Genomic DNA, 25,175 nt, shown 5'->3' with positions numbered 1-25,175 from the left:
CCCCTGTCAGGAAAGGGGCCGCCGTCTCGTTCAACGGGCACGCGAACGAGACAGGAGCGATCGTCATGAAGCACCGCATCGTCGTCCTCGGCGCCGGATACGCCGGGGCCTTCAGCGCCGGCAGCCTGGCCCGACGGCTCTCCCCGGCCGACACCGAGATCACCGTCGTCAACGCCGCGCCCGACTTCGTCGAGCGGATGCGGCTCCACCAGCTCGCGAGCGGCCAGGACCTCGCGTTCCAGGGGCTCGCCGACGTCTTCGCGGGCACCGGCGTACGGCTGCGCCTGGCGCGGGTCACCGGCGTCGACCCCGAGCGCAGGACCGTCGCGGTGACCGGCGAGGACGGCGACGGCGAACTCGCCTACGACACGCTGCTCTGGACGCTCGGCAGCTCCGTGGCCCGCCACGGCGTCCCCGGGGTGGCCGAATACGGCTACGACGTGACCGGCCGCTCCTCGGCGCTGCGGCTGCGCGAGCGCCTGGCCGGCCTGGGCCCCGGCGGCACCGTGCTCGTCGTCGGGGAGGGACTGACCGGCATCGAGACCGCCACCGAGTTCGCCGAGTCCCGGCCCGACCTGTCGGTCGCGCTCGCCGCCCGCAGCGAGTTGGGCGCCTGGCTCTCCCCGCGGGCCCGCCGGCACCTGCGCCAGGCCTTCGACCGGCTCGGCGTCACCGTCCACGAACACACCGGCATCGAAGCCGTCGAGCCGGACCGGGCGATCGCCGCCGACGGCAGGTCGCTCCCGGCCGACGTGACCGTGTGGTCGGCCGGGTTCGCCGTGGACTCCCTCGCGGCCGCCGCCGGTCTGGAGGTCGCCGAGACCGGCCAGATCGTCGTCGACCGTTCCATGCGCTCGGTCTCGCACCCGGACGTCTACGCGGCCGGCGACTGCGCCCACGCGATCGGCGAGAACGGCCGTCCGATGCCGATGTCCTGCGCCTCGGCCGGCTACACCGGCATGCAGGCGACCGCCGCGATCGTCGCCCGCCTCACGGGCGCCGAGGTCCCGGCCGTCGGGCTGAAGTACTACGGCAACCACATCAGCCTCGGGCAGCGGGACGCGATCTTCCAGATGGTGGACGGAGACGTCCGGTCCAAGTCCTGGTACCTGGGCGGCCGGACCGCCGCGTTCCTCAAGTCGGGCGTGCTCAAGGGATCCGGGTGGAGCGTCGCCCACCCGACCTTCGGCATGCCGAAGCGCAGGCGCCGTCTGGCCACCGCCCCCGACCGCTCCGGGGTGCGGGCCGCCGCCTAGGGTCCTTCTTTCGGATCAGGTCGGCTGCGGCGCCGGTGCCTTTCTGGCCGACCCGAGCGGGGTCATGGGGGTGCCCCCTGCTCATGGGGGTCCCCCCGCTCGAGCGGAGCCGAGAGTGGGGGAGGAGTCGAGAGCTTGGGGGAGCGTGCAGATGCAAGGCGGAGGACCGAGTCGACGCGATGGGGGTCCCCCGCGCGAGCGCAGCCGAGTGTGGGGGAGTCGGCGAGGGACGACAACGCGGCAGATGCGCGTGCCAGGGCCCGCGACGCCGGCAAGGTCCGAAAGAGAGGCCGTAGGCTGCACCGCATGGACACCGCAGCCATCGACCGGTTCGAGGCCAGCCGGGGCCGACTGGCCTCGCTCGCCTACCGTTTGCTCGGCTCGGCCGCCGACGCCGAGGACGCCGTACAGGACGCGTTCCTGCGCTGGCAGGCCGCCGACCGCGCCACGGTCGAGGTGCCGGAGGCGTGGCTGACCAAGGTCGTCACCAACCTCTGTCTGGACCGGCTCCGTTCGGCGCAGGCGCGCCATGAGCGCGCCGCCGGGGACTGGCTGCCCGAGCCGCTGCTCGAGGGCGACCCGATGCTCGGCCCCGCCGACACCTTCGAGCAGCGTGAGTCGGTGTCCCTGGCGGTCCTGATGCTCATGGAGCGCCTCTCGCCGGTCGAGCGGGCCGTGTACGTCCTGCGCGAGGCCTTCTCCTACCCCCACGCCGAGATCGCCGCGATCCTCGACATCACCCCGTCCGCGAGCCAGCAGCACGCCCACCGGGCCCGGCGCCGGGTCGCCGCCGAGCGCCGGGGCGGCGGCGAGGTGGACGCCGCGTCCGCGCGCCGTATCGTCGAGGAGTTCCTCGCCGCCGCCACCTCGGGACGCACCGAACGGCTGGTGGCGATGCTCACCGACGACGTGACCGCGGTCTCCGACGGAGCCGGGCTGGCCAGGCGGCTGCTGCGGTACACCACGCGCGAGCGGGTCGCCACCTTCGTGCGGGCCGGCTTCAAGCCCACCGAGGCCAAACGGCGGCTGGCCGGAGGCTCGGTCGCGCTGCACGCCGCGCTGGTCAACGGCTCCCCGGCCGTCGTCGCCGTGGTCGGCGACCGGGTCGTGGGCGCCGTGGCGTTCGGCGTCAGCGACGGCAGGGTCGCGTCCCTGCACGGCATCGCCGCCGCACACCGGCTCGCGCGCCTCGACGCGGCCTGGCGGCAGCACGGAGCCGACGCGCCGGTCGTCAGCGCATGGTGAGCGGGGCCGACGCACCCGGGTGACCTGGGTCCTGCTGGTGCGCCGGCAGACCGATCGCGTGGTCGCGCGGAGGCCGAGCGGTACAGCGCCCGCCCAGGCCACGGAGGCCGAGGGCACCGGCCAGCTGCCGGCGGCAGGCGGTCTTCCCGGCGGGCGGCGCGGGACTGTTCACTGGCGGCGTCACGCAGTCCCGAGCCGGGGAGGCCGTCATGCCCGACGTACCACCGATGGAGGAGACGGACGTGCTGGTCGTGGGCGGCGGCCCGGCCGGCGCGACGGCGGCCGCGCTGCTCGCCCGCGAGGGCTTCGACGTCACCCTGCTGGAAAAGGATCGTTTCCCCCGCTACCACATCGGGGAGTCCCTCCTGCCGTCCCTGCTGCCCCTGCTGGACCTGCTCGGCGCCCGGGAGACCATCGAGGAACGCGGCTTCGTCCGCAAACAGGGCGCCTACTACGACTGGGGCGGCCAGCAGTGGCAGCTGACCTTCGACGACCTCGGGCCCGACGCGCCCTACAGCTTCCAGGTCGTCCGCGCGGAGTTCGACCAGGCCCTGCTGGAGCACGCCCGCGGCCAGGGCGTACGGGCCCACGAGGAGACCGCGGTCCGCGCCGTCGACCTCCCCGACGGCCGGGCGAGCGCCGCCACCTGGGCCGACCGGGCCGGCCGGCAGGGCCGGATCGCCTTCCGGTACCTGGTGGACGCCTCCGGCCGCGCCGGGCTGGTGACCGCACGGCACTTACACACACGCCGGTTCCACGACGCCTTCCGCAACGTCGCCACCTGGACCTACTGGCGCGGTGCCGCACCTGCCGCGGACGCGCCGGACGGGGCGATCCGCCTGCACTCCCTGCCCGACCACGGCTGGTTCTGGGCCATCCCCCTGCACGACGGCACCCTCAGCGTCGGCCTGGTCACCGACAAGCACTCCTTCACCCTGGCCCGGCAGGCGCTCGGCGGCACCGAGCAGCTCTACGCCGACCGGCTGCTCCACGCCCCCGCCCTGGCCCGCCTGCTGACCGACGCCGAACAGACCACCGCGCTGCGGGTGGAGAGCGACTACTCCTACACCGCCGACCGCTTCGGCGGGCCGGGCTGGTTCGCCGCCGGCGACGCGGCCTGCTTCCTCGACCCCCTGCTGTCCACCGGCGTCCATCTCGCCATGTACAGCGGCCTGCTCTCCGCCGCGGCCATCGCCGCCGCCCTGCGCGACGAAGCCACCGAGGCCGAGGCCACCGCCTTCCACCAGGGCGCCTACCAGCACGCCTACGAACGCCTCCTCATCCTCGTCGGCGCCTTCTACGACATCCACCAGGGCCGCGACGCCCACTTCCGCCGCGCCCAGCACCTCAGCCACCGCGACCAGCAGCCCCTGCGCCTGCACGAGTCGTTCCTCAACATCGTCACCGGTGTGGAAGACCTCCACGACAGCCGGGACGACACCGTCCCCCGCCTCTTCCACGCCCTGCGCGACCCCCTGCCCGGCCACCGGCGCGTGGGCCTCGGAGGCCACGGCGCGAGCCGGCTGACCCCCTGGCCCACCACCCCCGACCGGGCGATCGCCGGCCTGCGCCTGACCCTGGAACCCCGCCTGGGCCTGCGCCGGGGATAGGGCGCCGCCGCCCTACCGCGGTGCCTGGAAGCCGCCGATCCTCTTCTCGAGCAGTTCGGCCAGTCGCAGCGGGGTGCGGTCCTCGAACATCGGGCCGATCAGCTGCACTCCCACCGGAAGACCCTCGGGGGACCGGCCCGCCGGTACGGCGGTGGCGGGCAGGCCGGGCATGGTCGCCACACCGGCCCACACCAGCTGGTCGAGGTAGGGGTGGGCCACGCCGTCGATGTCGATCCGGCGGGCCAGCGGATCGGGGTGGTGGTCGTGCGGGAACGCGGGGGTGGGCGTGATGGGACACACCACGGCGTCGAACTCCGCGAAGAGCCGCCGCCAGCCCTGCCGGTGGAGTTCGCGACGGCTGTTCGCCGCCACCCAGTCCCGGTGGCTGAACACCATGCCGCGCAGCCGCTCCGCGTGCAGACTCCGGTCGTCCGCGCTCAGGCCGGCGACACGGGCCCGCAGCTGCTCGTACGCCGCGTCGGGAAAACGCGCCACGGCACCCGAGAACCACAACTGCATGTAGACCACCGCGGCTTCGGCCAGGTCGGGCAGCAGCGGACTGTGCCGTTCGACGCGGGCGCCGCCGTCGGCAAGCGCCTCGGCCACCCGGCCGACGCCCGCCCGCACGGCGGAGCCGGTCGGGATGAACGGATGCTCCTCCAGGACCAGCACCCGGAAGTCGCGGAGCCGCTCGTGGCGCGCGGGCGGCAGCCTCAGGTCGTACGCCACACCGTGCGTCAGCGGGTCCGGACCGGCCATCACATCGAGCAGCAGCGTGAGGTCGCGGGCACTGCGCGCCATCGGACCGACGACGGCGAGGTCCTGGTCGACCGGCAGCGCCGGCCCGGGCGGCGGGACCATGCCGCGGTTCGCCGCCAGCCCCAGGGTCGGCTTGTGCGCGTAGACACCGCAGAAGTGTGCCGGGGTGCGCAACGAGCCGCCGATGTCGGAGCCGATGGACAGCGCCCCGAACCCGGCCGCCAGGGCCGCCGACGATCCGCCGGAGGACCCGCCCGCCGTACGGCCGTGGTCCCACGGGTTGTTGGTGGTGCCGTAGATCTCGTTGAAGCTCTGTATGTCCTGGAGTCCCACGGGCACATTGGTCTTGCCGAGCACCACCGCGCCCGCGGCCCTGAGCCGCGACACCTGCACCGCGTCCTCGGCCGGTAGGTAGTCCCGGTGCTGGGGCATGCCCCAGGTCGTGGGCAGTCCGGCGATGTCGTACGACTCCTTGACCGTCACCGGGATGCCGAGCAGCGGCCGGTCCTCACCGCGGGCGCGCGCCCGGTCGGCATCGCGCGCGGCGGCCCGCGCACGGTCGAAGTCCGGCACACAGATCGCGTTGACCGCCGTGTCGTCCCGCTCGATACGGGCGATCACCTGGTCGGTCAGTTCCGCCGAGGACACGTCACCGGCACGCATGGCAGCCGCGAGTTCCGCGGCCGTCTGATAGGTCCACTCCATGATCCGGACCGTACTGGCCGCTCGCACAGGCCACGAAACACCGTTTCACGCAACGGGTTTCACAGCAGTGAGCCCACCACCTGCACCACGAACTCGGGGACCCGGTCCGGGAAGTCGTGGCCGGTTCCCTCCGGGGTGTGGACCTTCCGGGACGCGCTGGAGGCGGCGAGGTAGCGGTCGCGCACGGTGAGGAAGAAGTGCCGTACCCGGGCGCTCTCCACCGGATCGTCGACCGCGTCGAAGAGGTGGTCACCGCCCGTCAGGTCCCGGGGTGCCACCAGGAGGAGGGGCAGCGCGCCGAGTTCGCCGTCGTGGACGACCGTCTGCCAGCCGTCCCGGGTGATACCGGCCGGCGACAGCTCCCGCAGGATCGACGCCGCGGCGCAGTGCGCCCGGGTCCGGGTCTCGACGGCCGCGAGCACATGCATCGGGTCCTGTGGAGCGTGCGCCCCGTTCCTGGGGGCCAGGGCGTGCAGGCCGAACAGGTGGCGCAGCGCGAGGACGGTCTGTCCCCGCGCGGCGTGCCGCAGGGTCCCGAGGGAAGGGCCGAAGGCGACGACGTCGGGCGGGGTGGGATCGAGCAGCACCAGACCGGCCACCAGGTCGGGGCGGCGCCGGGCGGCGTTGGCCATGAGCAGTCCCCCGAAGGAGTGCCCCACGAGGACGTAGGGACCCGTTTCGCCGGCCCGCTCCAGCGCCGTGAGCAGTTCGACCGCCTCGGCCGCCGTCGTGCGCGGGAACGGACCCGGGTCGCTCCAGCCGGAGCCCGGACGGTCCACCAGGACCGAACGCGTCCGTTCCCGTGCCAGCGCGTGCAGCCGGTGCATGGCGTACCCGCCGGCATGGCCGCCCGGCATCCACACCACGGTGGGCCCCGGTCCGGCGTCTCCCTCGGCGAGGACATGCATGCGGTAGCCGCCCACGTCGGCCAGGCGTCCGGGCGGCGGATACCTCTTTCGCACCCGGGCCACATGCACCAGATGGCGCAGCGCCCCGAAGCCGAGCACGAGGGCCGCGGCACAGAGCACACCGCCGAGAACGCGCCAGCCGGTCCCCAGGGTGAGGCACCACGCGCCCACGGCCGCCGTCAGCAGGGCGATGGCCAGCCCGGCCCAGTCCCGGCTGAGCAGCCGGAGCACCGCGTCGGCGACATGCGTGCCCGGTCGCATGGGTTCCCTCTCCGTCCCGCCCTCGTGGCCGCTGCCCGGGACACCGCGCATCTCGGCGGCCGGCACGAGCATCGTCCCCCGGAAACCCCGCGGGCGCCATGCGGAGCGCGGGGCCCCGCCCTCCGCCCTCCGCCACGGCCGCAGGCGCAGCCGCCGGGGCCGAGACGCCGACCCGCCGCGGCGGGCCTGCCCCGCGCCCTACGCGCGGGTGAGGCGTGCCGCGACGTCCGCGACCACCTCGGCCTCCCCGGGCGCCAGATAGAAGTGGTCCCCGGGGAACGCGCGCAGCTCGAAGGAGCCCGGGGCCGTCAGGTCGGACCAGGCGAGGACGTCGTCGAGTGCGCAACTGGTGTCGTCCCGGCCGGCGTACGCGGTGATCGGTGCCTTCACCGGAGCCGGACGCACGGGCCGGTAGCCCTCGATGAGCCGGTAGTCCGCGCGGAGGGCGGGCAGCAGCAGATCACGCAGCTCGGGGATGTCGTAGGCCTCCGAGTGCAGGTCTCCGAGCTGGCGGACGTGGGAGATCAGGCTTTCGTCGTCGGCGCGGTGCAGTGCGCCGCGCCCGGCCCGCTGGGGGGCCGCGTGCGCGGAGACCAGCAGGTGTTCGGGGACGACACCGCGGGCCTCCAGCCGTAGCGCCAGCTCGTAGGCGACGCAGGCACCCATGCTGTGTCCGAAGAGCGCGAGCGGCCGGTCGAGCCAGGGCTGGAGCGCGTCCGCGATCAGCTCGGCCAGGGTGTCCATGGAGTCGATGCAGGGCTCCGCGAGCCGGTCCTGGCGGCCGGGGTACCGCACGGCGAGCACCTCGACGTCCTCCGGCAGCAGCGCGGGCCAGCCGTGGAACAGCTGTGCCGTGCCGCCGGCGTGCGGCAGACACACCAGTCGGAGTACGGGGTCCACCGCGCGCCGGTGGACACGGAACCACTTCGTCGCGTCATGTGCCGTCATGGCCCGACCGTCCGCGCGGCGCCGCCGCCGTCCTCGGCTGCGTACGCCGCCCGGGCGGCGAGGATCTCGGCGGTCGCCTCGGACGCGAGACCCTGGATCTCCTCGCTCGCTTCGTGGACGGCCTTCCTGACCTCGAGTCCCAGCCCCACCGACGTCTTGACGAGCCCGTGGAGGACGGGTTTGCCCACCTTCTTGACCAAGGACGCGGTGAGCAGGCCGATCAGGAACGGAGGCACGACAGGCGGCATGGCAGGACATCCTTCTCTTCTGCCGAGGTGGCGATGAGGGAAAGAGCGACGGGATCACAGACGGTATCCGGGGTTGCGCGCACGGTCGCCGGTTCCGCCGTGCCTTCACCCGTTCGAGGAGAACGGTGCTCCCGTGACGGGCTGTTCCGGGCCCGCACCGGTGGCCGGACGCCCGTGCAGTTCTCTCGCCAGCCGTCGGCGCAGGGCGGGAAACGGCAGCGTGCCGCCGGCCAGCACGGCCTCGTGGAAGGTGCGGACGTCGAACGCGGCGCCGGCGTCGCGCTCGTACGCCGCCCGCAGTGCCGTGAACTCGGCATGCCCCGCCCGGTACGACAGCGCCTGTCCCGGCAGATCGGTCGCATAGCGCAGCAGCTCGGTGGTGATCTGTTCCTCGGACTCGGCTGCCGCGTGGGCCCGCATGAAGGCGCGCGCCTGCTCCAGCGTCATCGTGCCGAGGTTGAGACCGGTGTCCACGACGAGGCGCTGCGCGGTGAAGCGCTCATGGGCCAGGCGTCCGTACGCGTCCCACGGGTCCTCGTACAGCCCCATCTCCCAGCCGAGCCCAGCCGCGTACTCCGCCCAGCCCTCCTGGAAGCCGTCGAAGACCGCCAGTTCGCGGCGCAGGTCGGGCAGCGCGGTGTTCTCCGCCTGACGGGCGAGGTGGAAGTGGTGTCCGGGCGCGAGTTCGTGGTAGATCAACGCGGCCGCCCCGAGCAGCGACCGGTGCGCCAGGTCCGAGGCGTTGTAGCGGTAACGCCCCCTCGGCCGCGCGGCGGTCGGCGGTTCGTAGTAGCCGAACGTCATCGACGCCTCCAGCGCCGGATCGAGGCGGGCCACGCCGTAGGGCGCGCGCGGCAGGACCGCGAACCAGCGCGGCAGCAGCGGCGCGAGCCGGTCGAGGTGTCCGCGGTAGCGCGCCTCGACCTCCTCGGGGGTGGTGGCGTACAGGCGGGGCTCGGTCGCGAGCCGTGCGTGGAACTCCGCCTCGGTCCCCGTGAAGCCGAGGGCGTCCCGCATCTCCCGCATCCGTTCGCCGAGTTCGCGGCAGTGCTCCCGGCCGAGCTGGTGGAGGCGTTCGGGCGGTGTGTCGCCGGAGGTGTAGGTCCTGACGAAGGACCGGTACGCGGCTTCGCCTTCCGGGTGGTGGGCCCAGCCGACGGCCTGCGGGGCCCGTCCGGCGTAGTCGGGGTCGGCCACGAGGGCGAGGAGTCGGTCGAAGGCCGGCTCCAGCTCGGTGGCCACCAGCTCCGCCACCGTGTCGCACAGCCGGCCCCGGCCGGCCGCGTCGAGCCGGGTGAGCCGGCCGGCGTCCACGCGGACATACCGTGCCGCCGACGCCCGCAGGCGGGTGAGGGTGGTCCGGACCCCGGCCAGCGCCGGTGCCGGGACGCGGAAGCCCCGTGCCGCCTGCCCCGCGGCCTTGTCACCGATCGTCCCGACACAGCGGGCCAGATCCCGTACGAGGGACAGGTACCGGTCCACGTCGGCGCGGTCCTCGAAGGCGAAGGGGCAAAAGACCGTGTCCCCGTACTGCTGGAGACGGAAGACCTGGTACGGCGTGGCGGTGGGGGTGAGCCAGTGGAAGCGTCCCGCCTCCGCCTCCTGCTCGGCCAGCGCCCGGAGGAAGCCCGCGGTGTCGGCGGCGGGACCGGGCAGCTCCGTGGGCCGCAGCGTGTCCAGCCGGTGCAGCACCCCCGCCGCGAACCCGGCGCGCTCGTCCGCCTCCGCGGCGGACACCCCCGGCAGCGACTCGACCGGCAGCCCGCGGCGGGTCCGCAGCGCCGGCTCGCGCGCGAGCAGGAAGTCCCAGTAGGAGGCCGCGAGCCGGCCGACCTCCCGCGCCGCCGAGCCGTCGGGGGAATGTGCCTCGCGTGCCGCCGAGCCGTCCGGGGAGTCCGCTGAGTGGTTCGCCATGGAGCCAGTGTGCGCGCCAGGTGACGCCGCATCAGAACCGGAGATCAACCGCGCGCCGGGCGGCCTCACTCGGACGGGGGAATTCGCCCGGCCCGTGTCCGCCCTGCCCTTGAGAGCCGGTCCGGGGCCCGCGGTCCCGGTGGCACGATGAACGCCATGCACCGCCGAACCGCGTCGTTGCCCAGGGCCCGGTCGGCCGTGGTGGCGTCCGCCGCCGTCGCGTCCGCCGTGCTGGCCGGTTGCGGCGGCGACGTGTCGTCGACCCGCACCCCCGTCGTCGTGGGGGGAACCGTCACGATCGCCACCGCGTCCGAGACTCCGAGCTTCCATCCCTACGCGCAGTTCGGCTCCGCCCTGGCTCCTTACGCCTACGACTCGTTGGTCGGTGTGGCACCGGACGGACGCGTGGTCTCCGGGCTGGCCGAGACGTGGCGGGCCGGAGCCACCACCGCGCGTTTCACCCTGCGCAAGGGCGTGACCTGCTCCGACGGCACGGTCCTCACGGCCTCCGGGGTGGCCCGGTCCCTGACCTATGCGAGCGATCCCCGCAACCGGCTCGTCGGCGCCCGGGCGGCACTGCCCGGTGTGCCCTTCACGGTGTCCGCCGACGACGCGGCCCGGACGGTGTCGGTGCGGATGGCGTCGCCGTACAGCTTCGTCCTGCGCACGATCGGTCTGCTGCCCGTCGTCTGCCCCGCCGGGCTGGCCCGTCCCGGCGCGCTGGACAGGAGCACGGCGGGCACCGGGCCGTATGTGCTGAGCGGTTACACCTCGGGCGGCCCGTACCTCTTCACCCGGCGCAAGGGGTACGCGTGGGGGCCGGGCGGAGCGACCAACGCGGCCGCGGGCCAGCCCGAGCGGATCGTGGTGTCGGTGGTGCCGCAGGAGTCCACGGCGGCGAACCTCCTCCTCACGGGCGGGGTGAACATCGCGACGGTGACCGGCCCCGACCGGGCGCGGCTGTCCGGCCACGGCCTGGCCACCGCCCAGGTGCCGACCGTGGTGGGGCTGACCTTCTTCAACGAGCGTCCCGGCCGGCCCCTGAGCGATCCCGGCCTGCGGCGGGCTCTGGTGGGCGCCCTGGACCGCAAGGGCCTGGCCAATGTGGCGATCGGCGGCGACGGAACACCCGCCGGCCATCTGACCGCCGCGGACTCCGTCTGCCACGCCGACGTGGCGGACGGGAACCTGCCCTCGCACACCGCCGTGCCGGCCCTGCGTGCCGCGGGCTGGACGAAGGACGCGCGGGGGAGACTGGTGAAGCACGGCAGACCGCTGCGGCTGCGGCTGCTCAGCAGCGCCGACCTCGGCTCCACCCTTCCCTCGGTCGCCGAACTGATGGCCGCTTCCTGGCAGGCGCTGGGCGCGCAGGTCGACCTCGTCAGCGAGGGCCGCAACGCGCTGGTCCAGGCCATGTACCAGAGCGGGGACTTCGACGCCGTGGTCGGCAGCTCACCGGGTCCGCCGCTGCCCGCGCAGCTCGTCCCGTACTTCTCCGGCCCGGCGCCGTCAGCGGGACTGAACTTCGCGCACGTCACCAACCACGCCTACGACCGCTTCGTTGCCCGCGCCCTGCGCGCTGCGGGCACGGCCAGCTGCGCGGACTGGAACAAGGCGGCCGCGGCGCTGTTCCGCTCGGCCGACGCGCTGCCCGTCGCGGACGGCACGAGCACCGTGTACGGCTACCGGACCACCTTCGCCGTCGCGCCCGGCGGCCGGATCGTACCGACCAGCATCCGCCTGCACCGATAGCGGCGGCGACCGCCCCCAGCCGAGGAGAACTCCCATGACGACCGTGTCCGCGCGGCTCGCCGCCCTGGCCCGGCGCCACCCGTGGGTGGTGTTCTGCTGCCGGCGTGCGGTGCGGCTCACGGTCTCCCTCTTCGTGGTCGTCACCGCTTCCTTCGCGATGATCCGGCTGGTGCCCGGCGACCCCGTCCGGGCCGCCCTGGGCGTGGACGCCCCGCCGGACCTCGTGGCGGCGAAACGCCACCAACTCGGCCTGGACGGCGCCCTGCTGACGCAGTACCGGCAGTACCTGCGGCAGCTGGCCCACGGGGACCTCGGTGTCTCCCTGGTGACCGGCGAGCCGGTGGCCGACCTGATCAGGGCGCGTCTGCCGGCCACCTTGCTGCTCGCCGTCCTGGCCTTCGGCTGCGTCCTGCTCGTCGCCCTCCCCGGAGGGCTGCTCGCCGCGGTGTGGACCCGCGGAGGGCGGCGGCCCCGGGCGGAACTGGCCTTCACCGCCACCACCTCCGTCCTCGCGGGCCTGCCGGACTTCGTGCTCGCGGCGGGGCTCACCGCGGGGCTGGCGGTCGCCCTGCCCGTCTTCCCGGCCGCCGGCGACCTCGGCCCCCGGTCCTATGTGCTGCCCGTGCTCGCCCTGGCGCTCGCCCCGACCGCGGTCCTGCTGCGGATCGTCCGGGTGGAGACGCTCAAGGTCCTCGCGACGGACTATGTGCGTGCCGCCCGCGCGAAGCGGCTGCCCGCCGTGGCGCTCTGTCTGCGCCATGTGGCACCGAACACGCTGACCGCCTCGCTCACGCTCGGCGGGAATCTGCTGCCCGCCCTGATCGCGGGGACCGTCCTGGTCGAGAAGGTGTTCGCCTGGCCCGGCATCGGTTCGGCGATGGCCCAGTCCGTGGCCGCGCAGGACTACGCGGTCGTCGAGGCGTCGGTCCTGGTGCTGGGCTCGGCCGTCCTGGTGGTGAACTTCCTGGTCGATCTGGCCCTCGCGCTGCTCGACCCCCGCTCGGTCATCCGGAAGACGTGATCCGATGGTGCTGATCTCCCCCGCCCCTTCCCCGTCGCGTGCCGCCGGCCGAGCGCGCGCGTCCCGGTCGGGCTGGACCTCGCCGATGGGCGTGATCACCCTGGTGATGCTCGGATCGCTCGCCGTGCCGGCCGTCGTGGGCACGGCGCTGTGGGGGCGGGCCGGCCACCGCGCGGACCCGTCGGCGGTGCTGCAAGGACCCACCGCCGCCCATCTGCTCGGCACCGACCATCTCGGGCGGGACCTGCTCGCCCGGCTGCTCTCGGCGACCTGGCTCTCCCTGCTGCTGGCCGTCGCGGCCACGCTCCTCGGGGCGGCCGCCGGCATCACCCTGGGCGCGCTCACCGCCGTCGTGGGCGGGCGCGCCCGCCGCCTGCTGGGAGCCCTGATCAACCTCCTGCTGGCCTTCCCCGCGCTCCTCGTCGCGATGTTCTTCGCGGCCCTCTTCGGCGCGGGCGCCGCCGGGGCGGTGGGCGCGCTCGCCGTGGCCGGTGCACCGGGCTTCGCGCGGATCACCCAGACCCTCGCCGCCGCGGTCGCCGGAACCGACTTCATGGCGGCGGCACGCGTGCTGGGCCTGCGCCGCCACCGGCTCCTGCTGCGCCATGTCCTGCCCCACATCGCCGAGCCCCTGCTGCTCAACACCACCGTCGCCGCGGGCTCGGCACTCGTGGCGCTGTCCGGACTGAGCTTCCTCGGCCTGGGGGTGCAGCCCCCGTCGTACGACTGGGGGCTGCTGCTGAGCCAGGGACTGGACCGCATCTACACCGAACCACTGCCCGCCGTGGCACCCGGCATCGCCATCGTCTACGCCGCGGTGGCCTTCCAGCTGCTGGGCGAGATGCTCGCCGGAGCCGCCGCCCGCCGGCCCCGCCCGTACCGGCCGGACGGACCCGCGCCGCGCCCGGCACACCCCGCCCGCCCGGCGGCCGCGGACCACGTCCTGGAGGTGGAGGACCTGCGGGTCGTCCTGCCCACCGCGGACGGGATCCTTCGGCCGGTCCGCGGTGTCACCCTCGCACTGCGCCGCGGTGAGATGACCGGCCTGGTCGGCGAGTCCGGCTCCGGCAAGTCGCTGACCGCGCTCGCCCTCGCCGACCTGCTGCCGGACGGCGCCCGCGCGACCTGGCGCACCCACCGGTTCCTCGGCACGGACCCCGAGTCCCTGTCCCGCGCGGAGCGACGCCGGCAGCTGGCGACGGGACTGGCGATGATCTTCCAGAACCCGGCCTCGGCCTTCAACCCCGCGCTCCGCATCGGAACGCAGATGACGGAGGCCGTGCGCACCCACCGGGGCACCCCCCGCGCCACAGCCGTCGAACAGGCCCTTGCGGAGCTTCGGCGGGTCGCGCTGCCCGGCGGGCGCCGGCTGCTGCGGTCCCGCCCCTTCCAGCTGTCCGGCGGTCAGCGCCAGCGCGTGGCGATCGCCGCCGCCGCGATGCTGCGGCCCGACCTCGTCATCGCGGACGAGCCGACGACCGCCCTGGACGTCACCGTGCAACGGCAGATCATGGACCTGCTCCGCCGGCTCCGGCACGACGACGGCACCGCCATCCTCTTCATCAGCCACGACATCGCCCTGGTCGCCGACGCCTGCGACCGGGTGCTCGTCATGTACGGCGGAACGATCGTGGAGAACCTCCCGGCCCGTGACCTGGCGACCGGCGCCCGGCACCCGTACACGCGGATGCTCGTCGCCTCCGTACCGGACCTGACCGCGGACCGTGACCGCCCCCTACGCGCCATCGAGGGAGGGCCGCCCGATCCGAGCGGTGCGGCCCCCGGCTGTCCGTTCCACGACCGATGCCCGCACCGGCTGGACCGGTGCGCCGTGGAGATCCCCGAGCTGTCCCCGCTCGGCCCGATGCACGACGTCGCCTGCTGGCGGCCGCTGCCCCCGGAACCGCTCCCCGGACGGCGTGCGACCGAGGAGGCCGGGACATGACGCAACGGGCAGGGCTCGCGCTGTACGACGTCACCGTGCGCCACCACGGGCCGTCCGGGCCGGTCACCGCGGTGGACGGGGTGTCACTGGAGGTTCCCCCGGGCACGACGGTCGGGCTGGTCGGCGAGTCCGGTTCGGGAAAGTCCACGCTGGCTCGCGCGGTCGTCGGACTGGACAGCCCGTGTGCCGGGCGGATCACGGTCGGCGGCCGGGAGTACCGCGGGCGCCGGGCCGCCGACCGCCGCCGGCTGGGGCAGCAGGTCCAGCTGGTCTTCCAGGACCCGGACACGGCACTGGACCCGCGGATGACGGTCCGCCAGTCGCTCGCCGAATCGGCCGGGGCCTTCGTCCGGCTGGACCGCCGCAGCCGCGAACAGTGCGTCAGGGGACTCCTGGAACTGGTCGGTCTCGACGCCGGCTGCGCCGACCGCGTGCCGCGGCAGCTGTCGGGCGGCCAGCGCCAGCGCGTGGCCGTCGCCCGCGCGCTCGCCGTCGATCCGGCGGTGCTCGTCGCCGACGAGGTCACCTCGGCTCTCGACATGTCCGTCCGGGCCGCGCTCCTCACCATGCTCCGGGACCTCCAGCGGCGCATGGGCTTCGCCATGCTGTTCATCAGCCACGACCTCGCCGCCGTCCGCCATGTGTCGGACGCCGTCGCCGTGATGTACCTCGGCCGGATCGTCGAGACCGCCGCCACCGAGCACCTGCTGCGCAGCCCCCGGCATCCCTACATCCGGGCGCTGCTGTCCGCCGTACCGAGCCTGCGCGCCGGGCCCCGGCCGGTCGGTGAACCGCTCCTTCCCGGAGAGCCGCCCGACCCCGCAGCGCCACCGTCCGGCTGCCGCTTCCACCCGCGGTGTCCCGTCGGGCCGAACCGCCGCCCCGGTCGGGACGTCTGCGCCGCGCGGGACCCCCAGCAGGAGGCGGCCGGGCAACCGCACCGCGCCGCCTGCCACTTCCCCCAGGGCGCCGACGGCGTCCAGCGGGACGCGAACGGCGACCGGGCTCCGGGGAACCCCCGGGAGCTGCCGTCATGACGGCCCGGGGACCGGACGCGCCGCCGTCCGGCGCGGACGCGGTCGTCGTGGGCGCCGGTGTGATCGGTGCCGCCGTGGCGCTGGAACTGGCGCGCACCGGGCGGCGCGTGGTGACCGTCGACAAGTCCGGCGGCGTCGGCCACGGATCCACCAGCGCGTCCAGCGCCGTCATCCGGTTCAACTACTCGACCTGGGACGGAGTCGCCACCGCCTGGGAGTCCCAGCACTGCTGGGCAGGCTGGGCGGAGCACCTGGACACCGCGCACGGCCCCGGCCTGGCGGCGTTCCGGCGCACCGGTGCCGTCCTCCTCGACCCGCCGGGCGACGGCCTATCGCAGGTCGTCGCACTGTTCGAGCGGGCCGGCGTGCCGTACGAGCGCTGGGACGCCGCAACGCTGCGCAGCCGGATCCCCGGCATCGACACGGGACGCTACGGCCCGCCCCGGTCCCTGCGCGACGAGGAGTTCTTCTCCGGCCCGCACGGGGAGCTGGGGGCGCTGTTCACACCCGACGCGGGCTTCGTCGACGATCCCCAGCTCGCCGCCCGCAACCTCGCGGACGCCGCTGCCCGCCTCGGGGCGCGCTTCCTCTTCCATCGCACGGTCGTCGGCGTCCTGCGCCGCGCGGACCGGGTGGCGGGCGTCCGGCTCGCCGACGGCACCGAGATCACCACACCGGTGGTGATCAACGCCGCCGGGCCCTGGTCGGGCGCGTTCAACCGGATGGCCGGGGCCGGGGCCGAGTTCACCGTCGGGGTGCGTCCGCTGCGCCAGGAAGTCCACCAGCTGACCGCACCGGGAGGCCGGAGCGGCGCCGAGGCCGGGCCCGGCCCGGTCGTGGCCGACGTCGACCTCGGGACCTATCTGTGCCCCCGCGACGGACACCTCCTCGTCGGCAGCACGCTGCCGGCCTGCGACCCGCTGGAGTGGCTGGAGGATCCCGACCTGTGCAACCCGCACCCGACGCCCGCCCGGTTCGACACCCAGGCCACCCGGGCCGCACGCCGCTTCCCGCTGCTCGGGGTGCCCAACCGGCCGACCGGCATCGCCGGCGTCTACGACGTCGCCGACGACTGGTGCCCCGTCTACGACCGCACCGATCTGCCCGGCTTCTACGTCGCCATGGGAACGAGCGGCAACCAGTTCAAGAACGCCCCGCTGGCGGGCCGGTTCCTCGCCGCCCTGGTCGACCGGGTCGAGGCCGGCCACGACCACGACCGCGAACCGTTGCGGTACACGGGTGAACACACCGGCCTCGCCATCGACCTGGGCGCCTTCTCCCGCCGACGGCCCGTGGCCGAGGGCGCCGCCGCCCGCTCCGTCATGGGCTGACGTGCCGCGGACGTGATGCGGGGCCGGTGCCGTCCGGCACCGGCCCCGCGCCCGCCGACAGGGCTACCGGCGGCTGCGTGCCGGTGCGGAGCCGAGCTTGGAACTCAGCACCGACAGAAAGGTCGGGAGCCGGTCCACAGCGGACTTGGGCACAGGGGTGACCTGGACGGTGCCCCGCACCACGTCCTGCACCACGAGCTTGTAGGCACCGTCCTCCTCGACGAGTTCGGCGGCGTAGACGAGTCTTTCCACAGCGGTCCTTCGGGTTGTGCCGGGCGAGGAGTCACGCGCCGTTGAGCCAGGCGTTCCACGCCTTGGTGGCCCGCTCCTCGTCCGCGTCCTCGGCGAACAGGTGGTGGCCCAGCCAGATCGGCCAGTTCCAGGTGCTGCCGTTGAAGAACCGGTACAGCGCGTCCGGGCCGCGCAGGCCGACGAAGTCGGGGCTCAGCCAGTCCACGACCACCTCCTCCGGGCCGCCGTCCGCGCCCGGGAGGCCGAGCGACAGCCGGTCGCCGACGGCCGTGTCCTCGGCGAGGCCGAGGCGCCGGCGCAGCGCGGCGAAGTCGGCGGGGTCGTCGGTGCGCTCGGCGCGCCCGGTCTTGACATAGACGGCGGGGCGCCCGGCGAAGTGCCGCAGATACTCGGCGAGGCTGTGCTGGTAGAAGTCGACGTGCTTCTCGGCCGCGTCCGCCTTGGTGTCCCAGTACTCGTCGACCACTCCGGTGTGCACCCAGTGGATGCCCATCCGCAGGTGGCTGGTGCCGTCCTCGCGCGGCTCGATCCGGTAGCTGAGCGTGTTGGAGAACCCGTCGTCCAGGGCGACGCGCGCGGCGAAGTGGTGCGGCGGCTCCCAGGCCACGACGGTGCCGTCGGCGCGACTGACCTTTCCGCCGACACGCGGCTCGACCTCCATGGGGTACAGCCAGCCGAGGTTGCCGGCGCCGGTGGCGACCGCGTCCCAGACCTGCTCGGGCGGGGCGGGCAGGTCCTGCTCCCGGCGGACCTCGAACTCTCGGGCCATGCTCGGTTCTCCTTCGTCGTCGTTCAGGTGTCAGTAGGTGAGCGGGAGGGCGCAGAGCCGCCGTTGCAGCGGGTTGGGCCGCCATTCCAGGGCCGCCCCGTCGGCCAGGCGCAGCCGCGGCAGCCGGCGGACCAGCGTGTCGATGGCCACCTCCGCCTGGAGCCTGGCCAGCGGAGCGCCGAGGCAGAAGTGCGGGCCGTTGCCGAAGCCGAGGTGCCGGTGGCCGGCCCGGGCGAGGTCGAGCCGGTCGGGGTCCTCGAAGCGCTCGGGATCGCGGTTGGTCGCGGCGAGGAACAGGTACACCAGCTCGCCCTCGCGCAGCGTCCGCCCGCCGATCTCGACGTCCTCGGCGACGACCCGGACGATCGCCTGGGTCGGCGTGTCGTAGCGGGTGAGTTCGTCCACGGCCGTGCGGATCAGCGCCGGGTCCGCACGCAGCCGGGCCAGCTGGCCGGGGTGGCGCAGCAGGGCGAGCATGCCGTTGCCGACCAGGTGGGTGGTGGTCTCGTCGCCGGCGGTGATCAGCACGAAGCAGGTGGAGAGCAGTTCGGAGTCGGTGAGCCGGTCGTCCTGCGCCTGCGTCGCGACCAGGGCGCTGACCAGGTCGTCGCCCGGGTCGGCCCGGCGCCTGCGGACGAGCCGGGCGAGGTACTCCTCGTACTGCCCGATCGCCGCCTCGGACTTGTCGATGTCCTCGGAGAGCCGGCCGAAGCGCCGGAACCAGCTCTTGACCTGCGGACGGTCCTCGTCCGGAATGCCGAACAGCTCGCAGACGACGGACAGCGGCAGCGGGGAGGCGACCGCCTCGATCAGGTCCATGGACGGGCCCGCCGCGACCGCCTCGTCGACGAGCCGGTCGACGATCCGCTGGATGCCCTCGCGCAGCGCCTCCACCCGCCGGGCGGTGAAGGCGCGGTTGGCCAGCTTGCGCAGCCGGGCGTGGTCCGGCGGGTCGGTGTTGGTCATCACCCGGCCCAGTCGGTCGGTGAGCCGGCTGAAGGCCTTCAGATCGCCGCCGAGCCTTTCGTAGGCGCGGGTCATCCGGTCCCGGTCGTTGGACAGCCGCAGGTCTCCCAGGGCCGCCTCGACATCGGCGTACCGGGTGAGATACCAGATGCCCTGCGCGCTGCGGTGGACCGGGCTCTCGCGCCGCATGCGGGCGTAGACCGGGTACGGGTCCCGGCGGGCCTCGGGGGTGAGCAGGGCTGCGGCGAGGTCGTCAGGCCGGGCGGGGCCCGCGGCTTCGCGGGTCCCGCCCAGCGTGTCGGTGGAGGTCACGTCGGCCGCGCTACCGCTGGGCGTCCATGGCGTCGGCGAGGCTCCTGGGCCGCATGTCGGTCCAGGACCGCTCGACGTACTCCAGGCACGCGGCCTGGCCGTCGGGGCCGTGGACGACGGTCCAGCCGTCCGGCACGTCCGCGAACTGCGGCCACAGCGAGTGCTGGTTCTCCTCGTTGACGAGTACGAGGAAGGTGCCGTCCTGGTCGTCGAACGGGTTGGTCATGGGGATCAGTCCTCCTGGGTGTGGGTGGTGGTGTCACCGGTGGCCTCGGCGAGCCTGGCCGCCAGCACCGGTCCGAGCTGGGCCAGCGAGCCCGCCTGGGTCATCCGGTCGTGCCGGGTGGTGATCTGGTGCGAGTCGATCCGGCCGGCGATGTACGGGCGCCAGGTCTCCGGTCCGGCGTCGTCCTTGCCCCGGTCGATCGTGGAGTTGAACAGCAGCAGGTCTCCGTCGAACCTGCCGGGGACGAAGTCGGCCGCCAGCTTGGCGTTGTTGATCATGATCTGGACGACGATCTCGATCTGCGGCCCGGTCAGTCCGGCCAGCGCGCTGCCCCGTTCCCGCAGGATCTCGGAGACCTCGTCATAGGTCAGCGGCCGGTCGCCCAGGTCGTCCAGGCTGCAGTCGAGCACACCGACGAGCACGTCCCGCTCGGTGGGCACGGGCAGCTCCTCGAACGTCACGTCCTTCACCGGGTAGGCGTCGAGGACCGCCAGCAGCGCGGTGCGCTCGCCCTGCGCCTGGAGCTCGCAGGCGACCGCGTGCGCGATCAGCCCGCCGGCGGACCAGCCGAGCAGCAGGTACGGGCCCTCCGGCTGGACCTTGCGGATCTGGTGGACGTAGTCGGCGGCCATCTCCTCGAACGACGCCGGCAGGGGCTCGGGCCGGCCGAGGCCGCGCGCCTGGATCGCGTAGACCGGGTACTCCGAACCGATGTGGTTCAGCAGCCCGCTGTACGACCAGCTGATGCCGCCGCCGGGGTGGATGCAGAACAGCGGGGTCCGGCTGCCCGTCGTGCGCAGCGGCAGCAGCACGTCCAACGCGTCGTCGGGGTCGTTCATGACCAGGCGTTCGGTGAGCCCGGCCACGGTGGGCGCCTCGAACAGCGTGCGCAGGCCGACCTCGACGCCGAGGGTCTCGCGGACGCGGGAGACCAGGCGGGCGGCGAGCAGCGAGTGCCCGCCCAGGTCGAAGAAGCTGTCGTCGATGTGCACCTGTTCCCGGCCGAGCACCTCGGCGAAGAGGTCGCACAGCAGTTGCTCCTGCGGGGTCCGGGGACCGCGTCCGGAACCCGGCGCACCGTAGTCCGGAGCCGGCAGGGCGGCCCGGTCCAGCTTGCCGTTGGCGGTCAGCGGCAGCGCGTCCAGGGTGACGAACGCCGACGGCACCATGTACTCGGGCAGTTCGCGGCGCAGCCGGTCGGACAGCGCGCCCGCCTCGGGCGCCCCCTCGGGAGCGGGCACCAGGTAGGCGACGAGCCGCTTGTCGTCGGGCTGGTCCTCACGGACGACGACGGCGGCCTGGGCGACGCCCGGGCAGCCCGAGAGCACCGCCTCGATCTCACCGGGCTCGATCCGGAAGCCGCGCAGCTTGACCTGGTGGTCGGCCCGTCCGGCGAACTCCAGGGTGCCGTCGGGCAGCCACCACGCGAGGTCACCGGTGCGGTACATCCGGCTCCCGGCCGGCCCGTACGGGTCGGCGGTGAACCGCTGGACCGTCAGACCGGGCCGGCCGACATAGCCCCGGGCCACGCCCAGCCCCGCGAGATACAGCTCGCCGACCACACCGGGCGGCACCGGCCGCAGCGCGGCATCGAGCACGTAGGCGCGCATGTTCGCCATCGGCCGGCCGATCGGCACGGTCGCGGCGTGCTCGGCCAGGTGGTGCACCGGGTGGCAGGTGGCCAGGGTCGTGGCCTCGGTGGGCCCGTAGCCGTTGACCACCGTGATTCCGGGGCAGGCCGCCCGCACCCGGGCGACGGCGGCCGGGGAGACCACATCACCGCCGGTCCACACCTCGCGGACCCCGGCGAGCAGCTCCGGCCGCTCCTCGGCGACCAGGCGGAACAGCCCGGCCGTCAGCCACAGCCCGGTCACCCGGTGCTCGCCGACCGTCTGCTGCAACTGCTCGAGATCGAGCCGTCCGGGCGGTGCGACCACGATCCGGCCGCCGCCCAGCAGGGGCACCCAGTGCTCGTACGTCGAGAGGTCGAACGCGGTGGGGGAGTGCAGCAGCACCCGCTCGTGTCCGCCCTCGTGCCAGCAGGGCGTCAGGGCATGGGCCACCACATCGCGGTGCGTGACGGCCACGCCCTTCGGCCGCCCGGTCGAGCCGGAGGTGTACATCACGTACGCCAACTGGTCGGGATGGCAGGCGACTTCCGGGTCGGAGGAGTCGGGTTCGGCCTGCACCAGCGCGGTCAGCACATCCTCGGTGAGGACCAGCGCGGCGCCCGCCTCCCGGACGATCAGGTCGATCCGGGACTGCGGGAAGCGCGAGTCCAGCGGCACATACGCACCGCCCGCCTTGATGATCGCCAGGATCGCCACGACCAGGTCCGCCGAGCGCTCCAGCAGGACCGCGACCGGTGTCTCCGGCGCCACGCCCTGGCGGATCAGCGCCCGGGCCAGGCGGTTGGCCCGCAGGTCGAGCTCCCGGTAGGTCAGCTCGGTGCCGGCCGCCACGACGGCCACCGCGTCCGGGGTCGCGCGCACCTGACGGGCGAACAGCTCCGGCAGCGCGGCCTCGGGCAGCTCGACGGCGGTGTCGTTGAACTCCGCCAGCACCCGGTGCCGCTCCTCACCGGACAGGATGTCGATCCGGCTGATCGGCCGGTCGGGGTCGGCGACCGCCGCGCGCAGCAACCGCGCCCAGCGGGCGAACAGCAGCTCCACGGTGGCCGGGTCGAACAGATCGGTGGCGTACTCCACCGCACCGGCCAGGCCGTCGGGGCCGCCGTCCGGCCGGTACTGCTCGGCCAGGCTGAACGTCAGGTCGACCCGTGCGGTGCCGGTCGGCGCCTCCAGGTAGCCGGTTGACAGCCCCGGCAGCGTGAACTCGCCGAGCGGCGCGTTCTGGAGGGCCAGCATGATCTGGAACAGCGGGTGGTGCGACAGCGACCGGGCCGGGTTGACCACCTCGACCAGGTACTCGAACGGCACGTCCTGGTGGGCGTACGCGGCCAGCGCCTTCTGCCGTACCCGGCCCAGCAGTTCGGCGAAGCCGGGGTCGCCGCTGGTGTCGGTGCGCAGCACCAGTGTGTTGACCATGAACCCGACGAGGTCGTCCAGGGCCTGGTCGGTGCGCCCGGCGATGGGGCTGCCGACCGGGATGTCGGTGCCGGCGCCGAGCCGGGTGAGCAGCGCGGCGAGGCCCGCCTGGAGCACCATGAACATGCTGGCGCCGCGCGCGGTGGCCAGCTCCCGCAGCGCCTGGTGCAGCTCGGCGTCCAGCCGGACGGTCAGCCGGCCGCCGCGCTGGGAGGCCACGGCCGGCCGGGGCCGGTCCGTCGGCAGTTGAAGCCGCTGCGGCAGCCCGGCCAGCTCCTCGCTCCAGTAGGCGAGTTGCCGGGCGAACAGGCTGTCCGGGTCGGCGGCGTCGCCGAGCAGCTCGCGTTGCCACCGGGTGTAGTCGGCGTACTGCACCGGCAGCGGGGACCACCGCGGTTCCTCGCCCCGGCAGCGGGCCGCGTACGCCGTCGCCAGGTCCCGGGAGAGCGGGCCCATCGACCAGCCGTCGGCCGCGACGTGGTGCACCACCAGCAGCAGCACATGCCGGTCGGGCGCGAGCGCGAACAGCTCCGCGCGGACCGGCGGCTCGGCGGCCAGGTCGAAGCCGAGCCGGGCCCCCTCCGCCAGCCGCCCGGGCAGCCGTACGTCGTCCAGCTGGACCACCGGCAGTTCGGGGTACGCCTCGTCCGCGCCCAGCACGAGCTGGTACGGCACGCCGTCCGCCTCGCGCAGGACCGTCCGCAGGCTCTCGTGCCGGGCGATCACGTCGGCGAGCGCGGCACGCAGCGCCGGCCGGTCCAGTTCGCCGTCCAGGCGGAGCGCGAGCGGCATGTTGTAGGTGGCGCTCGGCCCCTCCATCCGGTGCAGGAACCACAGGCGCTGCTGGGCGAAGGACAGCGGCATCCGCTCGGGGCGCGGACCGGCCATCAGCGCGGGCCGCTGGGTGACCGAGCCGTCGAGGCGGGCCGCCAGGGCGGCCACGGTCGGGTACTCGAAGAGCGTGCGGACCTCGAGCTCCGCGCCGAAGGCCGCCCGCACCCGGGAGGCCAGGCGGGTCGCCAGCAGGGAGTGCCCGCCGAGGTCGAAGAAGCTGTCCTCGACGCCGACCCCGGGCAGTCCGAGCACATCGGCGAAGAGATCGGCGAGCAGCTGCTCCTGCGGGGTGCGCGGGGCCCGCCCGGTCGCGGCCGTCCCCAGGTCGGGGGCGGGCAGCGCGCGGCGGTCGACCTTGCCGCTGGCGGTCAGCGGGAGCGCGTCCAGGACGACGATGGCCGACGGCACGAGGTAGTCCGGCAGCCGCTCGCGCAGCCGGTCGCGGAGCGCGCCGACGAGGGCGCCCGTGGCGCGGCTCCCGGTGGGGCGGTTGGTGAGCGAGGACAGTGCGGTGCCGGCCGGCCGCAGCGGCCGGTAGGCCTCGACGGGGTCGTCTCCCGGGGCGCCGCCGATGACGACGTCCAGGGCGTCGGGCGCGCCGACCGACCAGGTGACGTCCACCCGCTGGCCGAGTTCCTCGCCGAGCCGGCGGAAGTCCTCCGGGTCGGGCAGGTCGTCGCTGGCCGGGCCGTGCAGCCGGTCCAGCAGTTCGGCGAGCGTCCCTTCTCCGTTCTGCACCGCCCGGGCCAGTGCCGCCTCGCGGGCGACGCGCCGGTTCGGCACCCCGCAGAGGCGCAGCGGCTGCGTGCCCTGGCGGGTGAGCAGTTCGCGTACGTCCGCCAGGCCGGTGATCTCTCGGCCCCAGGTCAGCTCCTGCGGGGCCGGGGCCGCCGGGGTGGCCGGCTGCTGGTGCAGGGTGACGTCGTAGCGGTAGCGGGTCAGCTCGTTGTGGTGCCGGCCGCGCTTGACCTCCACGGCCACCGCGCCGACGGTGCCGCGATCGCGCAGGGCGGTGAAGAAGTCCGGGTCGACCAGGAGTTCCTTCTCCACCAGCAGGGCCTGCTCCACGGCCCGGCGCACCGAGGGCAGGTCGGCGTCCTCGGCGGCCCGGTGCAGCTGGACGGCGGTGGCCAGCGGCCGCAGCAGCCGCAGGTTGCGGACGTCGCCGACGAAGAGCGCGCCGCCGGGGGCGAGCAGCCGCATCAGCTTCCCGATGACGTCCGCGAGGTAGTCGGCGGACGGGAAGTACTGCACCACCGAGTTGATCACGATGGTGTCGAACTCTCCGGCCGGCAGTCCGTCGGTGTCGTGCGCCGGGCGCGTCTGCAACACGACACGCTCGGCCAGCCGCTCCTCGCGGGCCACCTGGGCGGCCAGCGCGTCGATCGCGGTGGCGGAGAAGTCGGTCGCCCAGTAGGCCTCGCAGTGCGGCGCGATCTGCGACAGGAGCAGGCCGGTGCCGACACCGACCTCCAGCACCCGGCGCGGACGCAGCGCCAGGATGCGGGCCACGGTCGCGTCCCGCCACTCCCGCATCTGCTCGACCGGGATCGGGCTCGCGTCGTAACTGCTGTTCCAGCCGACGAAGTTCTGCCCGAAGTCCGCTTCGCCGGGGGCGATGGGCAGGGCGTCGTAGATGTCCCGCCACTCGCCCACATGGTCCGCTTCGAGGCCGCTGTCCCGGGCCGCCTCCTGGCGCGGGACGACATAGCCGATGAGCCGGTCGCCGTCGGCGAGGACGGTGGTCTGGGCGACGGCGGGGTGTTCGGCGAGGGCGGCTTCGATCTCGCCGGGTTCGATGCGGAAGCCGCGTACCTTGACCTGCTGGT

General features: G+C 74.3%; 18 protein-coding genes. 8 read left to right on the top strand and 10 right to left on the bottom strand.

The annotated features are described in order from the left end of the window. Positions 1-65 precede the first annotated feature (65 nt). From ACFVIU_RS28675 to ACFVIU_RS28665, 3 genes are all read left to right on the top strand, one after another. The gene (locus ACFVIU_RS28675; RefSeq protein WP_385846014.1) at positions 66-1,256 is read left to right on the top strand and encodes an NAD(P)/FAD-dependent oxidoreductase; all 1,191 of its coding nucleotides are present in this window, start codon (positions 66-68) and stop codon (positions 1,254-1,256) included. A 306-nt stretch (positions 1,257-1,562) separates the two neighbouring features. Beyond that, entirely contained in the window at positions 1,563-2,501 is a 939-nt protein-coding gene (locus tag ACFVIU_RS28670; protein ID WP_385846013.1) for a sigma-70 family RNA polymerase sigma factor, read from the top strand. 209 nt (positions 2,502-2,710) lie between these two features. Beyond that, positions 2,711-4,111 (top strand): NAD(P)/FAD-dependent oxidoreductase, encoded by a 1,401-nt coding sequence (locus ACFVIU_RS28665; protein ID WP_385846011.1) that lies wholly within the window; start codon positions 2,711-2,713, stop codon positions 4,109-4,111. 12 nt (positions 4,112-4,123) lie between these two features. Here the strand turns inward: ACFVIU_RS28665 and ACFVIU_RS28660 are convergent, their stop codons facing one another. The 5 genes from ACFVIU_RS28660 to ACFVIU_RS28640 all read right to left on the bottom strand — a co-directional run bounded on the left by ACFVIU_RS28660 (position 4,124) and on the right by ACFVIU_RS28640 (position 9,854). Then, complete coding sequence (locus tag ACFVIU_RS28660; protein WP_385846010.1) at positions 4,124-5,575, bottom strand: amidase; 1,452 nt, start codon at positions 5,573-5,575, stop codon at positions 4,124-4,126. A 59-nt stretch (positions 5,576-5,634) separates the two neighbouring features. After that, the gene (locus ACFVIU_RS28655) at positions 5,635-6,744 is read right to left on the bottom strand and encodes an alpha/beta fold hydrolase (RefSeq protein WP_385846009.1); all 1,110 of its coding nucleotides are present in this window, start codon (positions 6,742-6,744) and stop codon (positions 5,635-5,637) included. 198 nt (positions 6,745-6,942) lie between these two features. Then, the gene (locus ACFVIU_RS28650) at positions 6,943-7,692 is read right to left on the bottom strand and encodes a thioesterase II family protein (RefSeq protein ID WP_385846008.1); all 750 of its coding nucleotides are present in this window, start codon (positions 7,690-7,692) and stop codon (positions 6,943-6,945) included. Continuing rightward, positions 7,689-7,940: a DUF5132 domain-containing protein gene (locus ACFVIU_RS28645; RefSeq protein ID WP_385846007.1), complete on the bottom strand. Its 252-nt coding sequence runs from the start codon at positions 7,938-7,940 to the stop codon at positions 7,689-7,691. The genes ACFVIU_RS28650 and ACFVIU_RS28645 overlap by 4 nt, the downstream gene beginning before the upstream one ends. 105 nt (positions 7,941-8,045) lie before the next feature. Continuing rightward, positions 8,046-9,854, bottom strand: a complete 1,809-nt coding sequence (locus ACFVIU_RS28640; RefSeq protein WP_385846006.1) for a DUF885 domain-containing protein — start codon at positions 9,852-9,854, stop codon at positions 8,046-8,048. Positions 9,855-10,010: 156 nt separating this feature from the next. Between ACFVIU_RS28640 and ACFVIU_RS28635 the strand changes: the two genes are divergently transcribed. From ACFVIU_RS28635 to ACFVIU_RS28615, 5 genes are all read left to right on the top strand, one after another. Continuing rightward, on the top strand, positions 10,011-11,606 hold the full coding sequence (locus ACFVIU_RS28635) for an ABC transporter substrate-binding protein (RefSeq protein WP_385846005.1): 1,596 nt from the start codon (positions 10,011-10,013) through the stop codon (positions 11,604-11,606). A gap of 34 nt (positions 11,607-11,640) precedes the next feature. Beyond that, entirely contained in the window at positions 11,641-12,627 is a 987-nt protein-coding gene (locus ACFVIU_RS28630; protein ID WP_385846003.1) for an ABC transporter permease, read from the top strand. Positions 12,628-12,712: 85 nt separating this feature from the next. After that, complete coding sequence (locus tag ACFVIU_RS28625) at positions 12,713-14,572, top strand: dipeptide/oligopeptide/nickel ABC transporter permease/ATP-binding protein (RefSeq protein ID WP_385846002.1); 1,860 nt, start codon at positions 12,713-12,715, stop codon at positions 14,570-14,572. Further along, a complete protein-coding gene (locus ACFVIU_RS28620; protein WP_385846001.1) occupies positions 14,569-15,609 on the top strand; it encodes an oligopeptide/dipeptide ABC transporter ATP-binding protein in 1,041 nt (346 codons plus the stop codon). The genes ACFVIU_RS28625 and ACFVIU_RS28620 overlap by 4 nt, the downstream gene beginning before the upstream one ends. Further along, positions 15,606-16,940 (top strand): NAD(P)/FAD-dependent oxidoreductase, encoded by a 1,335-nt coding sequence (locus ACFVIU_RS28615; RefSeq protein ID WP_385845999.1) that lies wholly within the window; start codon positions 15,606-15,608, stop codon positions 16,938-16,940. Before ACFVIU_RS28620 ends, ACFVIU_RS28615 begins: the two co-directional genes overlap by 4 nt. Positions 16,941-17,003: 63 nt before the next feature. On the opposite strand, the gene ACFVIU_RS28610 is transcribed toward ACFVIU_RS28615, so the two are convergent. From ACFVIU_RS28610 to ACFVIU_RS28590, 5 genes are all read right to left on the bottom strand, one after another. Further along, on the bottom strand, positions 17,004-17,192 hold the full coding sequence (locus ACFVIU_RS28610; protein ID WP_385845998.1) for a hypothetical protein: 189 nt from the start codon (positions 17,190-17,192) through the stop codon (positions 17,004-17,006). 31 nt (positions 17,193-17,223) lie between these two features. Beyond that, a complete protein-coding gene (locus ACFVIU_RS28605) occupies positions 17,224-17,961 on the bottom strand; it encodes an SRPBCC domain-containing protein (RefSeq protein WP_385845997.1) in 738 nt (245 codons plus the stop codon). Positions 17,962-17,991: 30 nt separating this feature from the next. After that, positions 17,992-19,239 carry a cytochrome P450 gene (locus tag ACFVIU_RS28600; protein ID WP_385845995.1) on the bottom strand — a complete coding sequence of 416 codons (1,248 nt, stop codon included), beginning with the start codon at positions 19,237-19,239 and terminating at the stop codon, positions 17,992-17,994. Positions 19,240-19,249: 10 nt separating this feature from the next. Next, on the bottom strand, positions 19,250-19,465 hold the full coding sequence (locus ACFVIU_RS28595) for an MbtH family protein (protein WP_385845994.1): 216 nt from the start codon (positions 19,463-19,465) through the stop codon (positions 19,250-19,252). A 5-nt stretch (positions 19,466-19,470) separates the two neighbouring features. After that, on the bottom strand, positions 19,471-25,175 hold a 5,705-nt coding region (locus tag ACFVIU_RS28590; protein WP_385845993.1), incomplete at its 5' end, for an amino acid adenylation domain-containing protein.

Origin of the sequence: Streptomyces sp. NPDC127190 (assembly GCF_042672505.1) — a bacterium.
Taxonomy (GTDB): Bacteria; Actinomycetota; Actinomycetes; order Streptomycetales; family Streptomycetaceae; genus Streptomyces.
The sequence above is the reverse complement of the archived record's forward strand: the minus strand, read 5'-3'. Positions and strand labels throughout refer to the sequence as shown.